Genomic DNA, 7,619 nt, shown 5'->3' with positions numbered 1-7,619 from the left:
CGTCGGTGGTGGATCAGGCGGCGCCGTCGGCTTCTTGACGGCGTTGGTGGTAGATCTCGCGGGTGCGTTCGGTGTGGCGGCGCATGAGGTCGCCGGCGCGTTTGCCGCTGCGGGCGGCGATGGCGGTGATCAGTTCGGCGTGTTCGTCCCAGGCGTCTTTGCCGCGGGTCAAGGCGATGGGTTGGTAATACCAGCGCACTCGGCGGGCGACCTGGGCGATCAGGTTGGCCAGCACGCTGTTGTTGGACATGGCCACGATCGAGGTGTGTAAGGCGTCGTTGGCGGCGACCAGGTCGTCTTTGTCGCCGCCGGCGAGGGCTTGTTCCCCAACGTGGTGCAGGTGCCAGAGGTGTTCGATCTGGTCGGGTTTGGCCGCGCGCGCGGCCAGGCGTGCCGATTCGGCTTCTAGCAGGGTGCGCACCGAGAGCAGTTCGTCGGCTTCGGCGTCGGTGGGTTCGTGTACGAACGCGCCCAACGCTGGGCGCAGGTCGACCCAGCCCTCGCTTTGTAAGCGCTGCAAGGCCTCTCGGATCGGCTGGCGGCTGACGCCGAGCTGGGCGGCCAACTCGTTTTCCACCAGATGCTGACCCGGCTGCAACTCGCGCAGGATGATCATCTCCACCAGCGCCTCATAGGCCGCCTCCCGCAACGGCGCCGGACGCTCCAACCGCCCCCGCGAACCAGCCACCACCGGATCGCGCGCCGGATTGAGGGTCAGCATGGACTGTTGCATCGCACAAGTCCTTGGGGTCGGGATCAGTGGGCCGCTCGGGCGAACACGACCGCGGGTGTATTACCCACTGGCGGGCCGGTTATGCGCAAACCCGAGACGGATAGTCTCCTCAGCGCGCCGCGCGCGCCGCCGCGAACATCGCGTCCCCCAACATGTCGCGGTCGCCATCGAGGCGACCGGACCAGTACGGCGATTCACCGCGGTGCAGCGCCTCCTCGGCCTCCTCGACGATGCGTGCCATCGTCGCGACGGCGTGCGCCGGATACGCCCCGACGCTGGTTTCGGCCGACAGCATCACCGCGTCGGTGCCGTCGAGCACCGCGTTGGCCACGTCGGACACTTCGGCCCTGGTCGGACGCCGGTCGGAGACCATCGAGTCGAGCATGTGAGTGGCCACGATGACCGGTTTCGCCGCATCGCGACACAGACGGATGACTCGCTTCTGGACCAATGGGATCTTCTCCAAAGGCATCTCGACACCGAGATCACCACGGGCCACCATCAACCCGTCGAACGCCCCGACGATCGCCGGCAAGCACGAAACCGCCTCCGGTTTCTCCAGTTTGGCGATCACGGGCACGCGCCTGCCGACCTCATCCATGAGGACGTGAGCTAACTGCGCCTCCTCAGGAGCGCGCACAAACGACATGGCAACCATGTCCACTCCCAGGTTGAGGGCGAACTTCATATCCTCAATGTCCTTGTCCGACAGCGTCGGAGCACTTACCGCGATCCCGGGCAGTGAGATGCCTTTATTATCACTGACCGGTCCGCCGTGGATCACCTCGCAGGTGATGTCGGAGCCGTTGACGTCGATCACCGTCAGGTCGATCTTGCCGTCGTCGACAAGCAGCCGATCTCCGGCCTTCACGTCCGAGGCCAAACCGTCATAGGTGGTGGACACCCGATCGTGATCACCCGAGCAGGCCTCGGTGGTGATCGCGACTTGCTCGCCAACACTCCACACCACCGGCCCGGCCGCGAACCGCCCGAGCCGGATCTTGGGGCCTTGCAGGTCGGCGAGTACCACCACCGAGCGACCGCGTTGAGCAGCGATCTGACGGACCAGGTCATAGAACGCAAGGTGTTCGGAGTGCGTCCCGTGGCTGAAATTCAGTCGCGCGACATCCATTCCGGCATCGATGACTTCGGTCAGACGTGGGGCGGTGGCAGTCGCGGGTCCCAGTGTGCAGACGATCTTGGTTGTACGCATCACAGGTTTCCTTTCCCTTAGCGCAGAGCCGATTGGGATTGTTCGTACACGGCGCCGCCACGACTGTGGGACGGCGCCAGTCCGCTGGTGTGGGCCAGCAATTCGGTGGCGGCGTGGACTGTGCGCAGGGTCGGCGCCGCGGCCTCGGTCAAATCGGCGAGCTCGACCACCGCCGAGACGATGGCGTCGAACTCCAACTGCTTGCCCGCCTCGAGGTCTTGCAGCATTGAGGTCTTGTGATGGCCGACGTTTTCGGCGCCCCGCAGCCGCTTCTCGATCGAGATGTCCGGCGTGGAACCCAATCTGGCGGCGATGTCGAGGGTCTCTTCCATCAGGCTTATCACCACTTGCCTGGTGTTCGGGTGCTGGCACATTTCCACCATCGTCGCCCTGGTGAGGGCACTGAGGGGATTGAACGCGACGTTGCCCATCAGCTTGATCCAGATGTCGTTACGCAGGTCGGTTTCGACGGGGCATTTTAAGCCGCCCGCGATCATGGCCTGACTCAACGCCTTACACCGCTCGGACTGTTCGCCGGATGGCTCACCGATGGAGAATCTCGTGCCTTCGATATGCCGTACCACACCGGGAGCCTCGAGCACCGTTGCCGGATAGACCACGCAACCGATGGTCCGGTGCGGAGGCAGCACGGCGCTGGTCGCGCCACCGGGATCCACTGCCTCGATCCGGTGTCCCTGATAGGGACCCTGGAGCCCGTGGAAATACCACCATGGAATGCCGTTCTGCGCGGCCACGATTGCGGTATCGGAACCGAGCAGCGGTTCGACCAGCGGACCACACGTCGGGTAGCTGTGGGCCTTGAGCCCCAAGAAGATGTAGTCGACCGGTCCGATCTCGGCGGGCGAGTCGGTCGCGTGGGGATGCGACAGAAAGTCGCCGCGCGGGCTGATCACGCGGACGCCGTTTCTCCTGATGGCGCGCAAGTTTTCGTTTCGCGCGATCAAGTGGACTTCGGCACCGCCGCGGTGCAACGCGGCGCCCCAATAGGCGCCGATCGCCCCGGCGCCAACGACTGCAATCCTCATAATCTCTCCTGTCGCATCGGGTCTGCAATCATCCGAAATGACCCAAAAGCAGTCACGTGGCCATCATTGCATACAGTATGCCGAGCTTGTATGTTGTAGACCAGTGCAATTTGAGCGGGCCGTGGGGCACTGCGACCAAATCCGAGCCGTTCGGGCGCTATACCCCGACCCGGCCAAGAAAGAGGGATATGGCTGTCATCGGAGTGCCTCGCGAAACCGCCGCCGACGAACGGCGAGTGGCTTTGGTGCCCAAGGTCGTTGAACGCCTCCGGGCGGCCGGCCACGACCTCGTCGTCGAGGCCGGGGCCGGAGATCAGGCATTGATCCGTGACGAAGACTACGGCCAAGCAGGGGCGGCCATCGGCGATCCGTGGGCGTGCGATGTCGTGGTGAAGGTGAACCCGCCAACGGGTGTGGAGATCGGACGCATGAAACCCGGGTCCCGCCTGATCGGATTCCTGGCACCGCGCACCCGGCCGGAGATCGGCGAGCAACTACAACGGGCCGGCGTGCACGGATTCGCGATGGAAGCCGTGCCCCGGATCTCACGCGCCCAGACCATGGACGCGCTGTCATCTCAGGCGAATGTCGCCGGATACAAGGCGGTCTTGTGCGCGGCGCAGTATTGCACCCGATTCTTCCCGATGATGACCACGGCCGCGGGAACGGTAAAGCCGGCAACGGTTTTGGTCCTCGGCGTCGGAGTCGCCGGACTGCAGGCACTGGCCACGGCGAAAAGGCTTGGCGCCCGCACCACTGGATTCGATGTGCGGCCCGAGGTCGCCGAACAAGTCCAGTCGCTGGGCGCCACATGGCTTGAGCTCGGCGTAACGGCTGCCGGCGAAGGCGGTTACGCCCGCGCCCTGACGCTCGCGGAGCAGGCCGAACAGCAACGGCGCCTGACCGAGGCGATAGGGGGTTTCGATGCGGTCATCACCACCGCGCTCGTACCAGGCCGTCCCGCACCGCAATTGGTCACCGCCGATGCGGTGCGCCTGATGCGGGCGGGAAGCGTAGTCGTCGACCTCGCCGGTGAGGCCGGCGGCAACTGTGAGCTCACCGTGCCCGGCAAGGCGGTAATCCGCCACGGCGTCACAGTCACCGCACCACTGAACCTACCGGCCACCATGCCCGAACACGCCAGCGAGCTCTACGCGCGCAATGTCGCGGCCCTGCTCGAACACATGCTCTCCGGCGACGGGGGCGCGCTCGACCTGTCCGACGAGATCGTTGGCGCCTGCTGCGTCACCAAAACCAGCGACGAGTTGACGGAGACCCGATGACACTTCTGGCCAACGTGGCAATTTTGGTGCTGGCGGGCTTCGTCGGCTTCGCGGTGATCTCAAAAGTGCCCAACACCCTGCACACCCCACTGATGTCCGGCACCAACGCTATTCACGGCATCGTGCTGCTCGCCGGACTGGTACTGCTGGGCCGCTCGACGACAGATGCCTTCGACCGCGTGCTCCTGGTGATCGCTATCGCGTTCGGTGCGATCAATGTCGTGGGCGGGTTCCTGGTGACCGACCGCATGCTCGGCATGTTCAAGAAAAAGCCCGGCGCCCCAACGGGAAAGGCTGTCTCCGCCCGTGATTGAACTCATCGCGCTTCTCTACATCGTCGCCTTCGCGCTGTTCATCCACGGCCTGACCGGACTGACGGGACCCCGCACCGCAGCGCGCGGTAACCTCATCGCCGGCGTCGGCATGGCGGTCGCGATCGTCGCCACGCTGCTGACGCCCGGGACGAGCAATTGGCTGTTGATCGCCCTCGGACTGCTGCTGGGATCGGTGGTCGGCGTACCGGCCGCAAAGCGGGTCAAGATGACCGCGATGCCGCAGATGGTAGCGCTGTTCAACGGGGTCGGCGGCGGCGCGGTGGCCTTGGTTTCGTGGGTGGAGTTTCGCGACAGCCACGGCTTCGCCTCGGCCCCAACGTATGTGGCGATCGCATCGCTGTTCGCCGCAATCATCGGATCGGTGTCGTTCTGGGGATCGCTGATCGCTTTCGGAAAGCTGCAGGAAGTCCTGCCGGGCAGGCCAATTGGGCTGCGCCGCGGGCAGCAGCCGCTCAACCTCCTGTTGCTGGTCGCCACGGTCGCCTGTGCGGGCGCGATTGGGACCGGCCAGCGTGCGGAGATGATGCTCGTCGGCGTCCTGCTGTTCGCCGCCGTGCTCGGCGTGATGGTGGTGTTGCCCATCGGGGGTGCCGACATGCCGGTGGTGATCTCGCTTCTCAACGCCCTCACCGGGCTCTCGGCCGCGGCGACCGGGCTCGCGCTGGACAACACGGCGATGATCGTCGCCGGCATGATCGTCGGCGCTTCGGGCACCATTCTGACGAACCTGATGGCCAAGGCCATGAATCGCTCGATCCCGGCCATCGTGGCCGGCGGATTCGGCGGTACCGCCGCCGTGTACGCCGGGAGTGGACCCGCAGACCAGACCGTGCGGCAGACCAGCGCCGCCGATGCGGCGATGCAGATGGGCTACGCCAGCCAGGTGATCATCGTGCCCGGTTACGGGATGGCCGTTGCGCAGGCCCAGCACGCGGTGCGCGAGATGGCCGGCTTGCTTGCCGGGCGCGGTGTGCAGGTGAGGCACGCCATCCACCCCGTGGCGGGCCGCATGCCCGGGCACATGAACGTCTTGCTGGCCGAGGCCGACGTACCTTACGAGCAGCTCAAAGAGATGGACGAGATCAACGGCGAGTTCGGCCGGACCGACGTCGCCCTGGTGATCGGTGCCAACGACGTGACAAACCCTGCGGCACGGTCGAATCCGGCCTCGCCCATTTACGGCATGCCGATTCTCGACGTCGACCAGGCCAAGTCCGTCATTGTCCTCAAACGGTCGATGAATCCCGGCTTCGCCGGCATCGAAAACGAGCTGTATTTCAACGAAAAGACCTCGATGCTCTTCGGTGACGCGAAGTCCTCCGTCGCCGAGATCACGGAGGAGCTCAAGGTCCTGTGACTGCGTGGGACTACGCCTGCGCGGATACGCACTTGACCGCCACGCCCGCGTGACGGCAGGAGAAGAAGCCGATCTTCGGCGTTGAGAAAGGAATTGAATCCCATGTCAAAAGTGGTCTGCGTCCTCTATGACGACCCGGTAAGCGGCTATCCCACCGAGTACCCGCGCGACGGCCTGCCCCATCTAGACAGCTACCCGGACGGCCAGACGCTGCCGACACCCTCGGCAATCGACTTCACCCCCGGTGCGCTGCTGGGTAGCGTCTCCGGTGAGTTGGGCCTGCGTTCCTACCTCGAGGGCCTTGGCCACGAGTTGGTCGTCACCTCGGACAAAGAAGGGAAGAACTCGGCCTTCGACAAACACCTCGCCGACGCCGAAGTAGTTATCTCGCAACCGTTCTGGCCCGCATATCTGACCGCCGAGCGCATCGCGCGTGCACCCAAACTCAAGCTGGCGGTCACCGCGGGCGTGGGTTCTGATCACACCGACCTGGACGCGGCGATCGACGCCGGCGTCACCGTCGCCGAGGTCACGTTCTGCAACAGCATCAGCGTCGCGGAGCACGTGGTCATGATGATCCTCTCCCAGGTCCGCAATTACCTTCCGTCCTACCAATGGGTAGTCAAGGGCGGCTGGAACATTGCCGACTGTGTGCAGCGCTCCTACGACCTCGAGGGCATGCACGTCGGTACCATCGCGGCCGGCCGGATCGGGCTCGCGGTGCTGCGTCGCCTCTCGCCTTTCGGCGTGCACCTGCACTACACCGATAAGCACCGGCTACCTGCCGAGGTCGAAAAGGAATTGAACCTGACCTTCCACCCCAGCGTGCAGGACATGGTGCCGCACCTCGACGTCGTGACCATCAACGCTCCCCTGCACCCCGAGACGCGCGGGCTGTTCGACGAGAAGCTGCTGGCGACGATGAAACGCGGTGCGTACCTGATCAATACGGCGCGAGCGCTCATCTGCGACCAGGACGCCATAGTTCGCGCGCTGCAGAATGGCCAGCTGGCGGGATATGCGGGCGACGTCTGGTACCCGCAGCCGGCGCCGGCCAACCACTCGTGGCGCACCATGCCCCATCACGGAATGACCCCCCACATTTCGGGTTCCTCGCTGTCGGCACAAGCCCGGTATGCGGCCGGCACCCGGGAAATCCTGGAATGCTACTTCTCCGGTAAGCCGATCCGTGACGAGTACCTCATCGTCGACGGTGGCGCGCTGGCCGGTGTCGGGGCGCGGTCGTACACCGCGAAAGTCGCATCCGGTATTGCCTAGTCCCGGCTGATCCACCACAACACCTCTCCCCGACGCAGTTTCGGGTTGAGCGGTTGATTCGCGGGGTTGGCGAGCAGGCTTCGGTCCGCTCGCCAACCCCGTAACTGTGCGCCCAGGTGTCGCTCGCTTGCACCCGCGCGGGCCCAATCGGTATTTGTATGCAACGCCACTTCTGTCGATGGAATCCGGCGGGTTTCACATGGCGATAGTCACCTGCTTGGATGCTGTGGACTGTATGCTAAATACGCATTTGCGACGGCGATGACTACCGGTCGGCAGTACGGAAGCGGGGAAAGAATTCATGGTGGCAACTCGCGTGCCGCGCGATCCGGTGGTGGCTGGTTCGCGGGGGCGGTTGGAGCGTCCGGCGCCGT

6 protein-coding genes and 1 pseudogene are annotated in these 7,619 nt (G+C 64.9%); 4 read left to right on the top strand and 3 right to left on the bottom strand.

Features of this window, described 5'->3' with window-relative positions:
- Positions 1-13 precede the first annotated feature (13 nt).
- From JOZ00_RS24260 to JOZ00_RS24250, 3 genes and pseudogenes are all read right to left on the bottom strand, one after another.
- Positions 14-733 (bottom strand): GntR family transcriptional regulator, encoded by a 720-nt coding sequence (locus JOZ00_RS24260; protein ID WP_293349237.1) that lies wholly within the window; start codon positions 731-733, stop codon positions 14-16.
- Between the two features lie 208 nt (positions 734-941).
- A pseudogene (pyk, locus tag JOZ00_RS24255) lies at positions 942-1,946 on the bottom strand (pyruvate kinase); the annotation flags it as partial.
- A gap of 17 nt (positions 1,947-1,963) precedes the next feature.
- Positions 1,964-2,992 carry a 2-dehydropantoate 2-reductase gene (locus JOZ00_RS24250; protein WP_293349235.1) on the bottom strand — a complete coding sequence of 343 codons (1,029 nt, stop codon included), beginning with the start codon at positions 2,990-2,992 and terminating at the stop codon, positions 1,964-1,966.
- A gap of 188 nt (positions 2,993-3,180) precedes the next feature.
- Here JOZ00_RS24250 and JOZ00_RS24245 point away from each other — a divergent pair, with 188 nt between their 5' ends.
- The 4 genes from JOZ00_RS24245 (at position 3,181) to JOZ00_RS24230 (ending at position 7,245) form a co-directional block, all read left to right on the top strand.
- Entirely contained in the window at positions 3,181-4,275 is a 1,095-nt protein-coding gene (locus JOZ00_RS24245; protein WP_293349233.1) for a Re/Si-specific NAD(P)(+) transhydrogenase subunit alpha, read from the top strand.
- The gene (locus tag JOZ00_RS24240; RefSeq protein ID WP_293349231.1) at positions 4,272-4,589 is read left to right on the top strand and encodes an NAD(P) transhydrogenase subunit alpha; all 318 of its coding nucleotides are present in this window, start codon (positions 4,272-4,274) and stop codon (positions 4,587-4,589) included. Before JOZ00_RS24245 ends, JOZ00_RS24240 begins: the two co-directional genes overlap by 4 nt.
- On the top strand, positions 4,582-5,967 hold the full coding sequence (locus JOZ00_RS24235; RefSeq protein ID WP_293349228.1) for an NAD(P)(+) transhydrogenase (Re/Si-specific) subunit beta: 1,386 nt from the start codon (positions 4,582-4,584) through the stop codon (positions 5,965-5,967). The genes JOZ00_RS24240 and JOZ00_RS24235 overlap by 8 nt, the downstream gene beginning before the upstream one ends.
- 102 nt (positions 5,968-6,069) lie before the next feature.
- A complete protein-coding gene (locus JOZ00_RS24230; protein ID WP_293349226.1) occupies positions 6,070-7,245 on the top strand; it encodes an NAD-dependent formate dehydrogenase in 1,176 nt (391 codons plus the stop codon).
- Positions 7,246-7,619: the final 374 nt, after the last annotated feature.

It is taken from the genome of Mycobacterium sp., from assembly GCF_019243155.1.
In the GTDB taxonomy this organism is placed as follows: domain Bacteria; phylum Actinomycetota; class Actinomycetes; order Mycobacteriales; family Mycobacteriaceae; genus Mycobacterium.
Note: the sequence above shows the minus strand (reverse complement) of the source record. Positions and strands in the feature narration are given on the sequence as shown.

What these genes read in the sequence shown, in the direction of transcription:
- JOZ00_RS24240 (WP_293349231.1), top strand. Translation starts at nt 4,272, where the DNA reads ATGACACTTCTGGCCAACGTGGCAATTTTGGTGCTGGCGGGCTTCGTC.
- JOZ00_RS24260 (WP_293349237.1), bottom strand. Translation starts at nt 733, where the DNA reads ATGCAACAGTCCATGCTGACCCTCAATCCGGCGCGCGATCCGGTGGTG.
- JOZ00_RS24245 (WP_293349233.1), top strand. Translation starts at nt 3,181, where the DNA reads ATGGCTGTCATCGGAGTGCCTCGCGAAACCGCCGCCGACGAACGGCGA.
- JOZ00_RS24230 (WP_293349226.1), top strand. Translation starts at nt 6,070, where the DNA reads ATGTCAAAAGTGGTCTGCGTCCTCTATGACGACCCGGTAAGCGGCTAT.
- JOZ00_RS24250 (WP_293349235.1), bottom strand. Translation starts at nt 2,992, where the DNA reads ATGAGGATTGCAGTCGTTGGCGCCGGGGCGATCGGCGCCTATTGGGGC.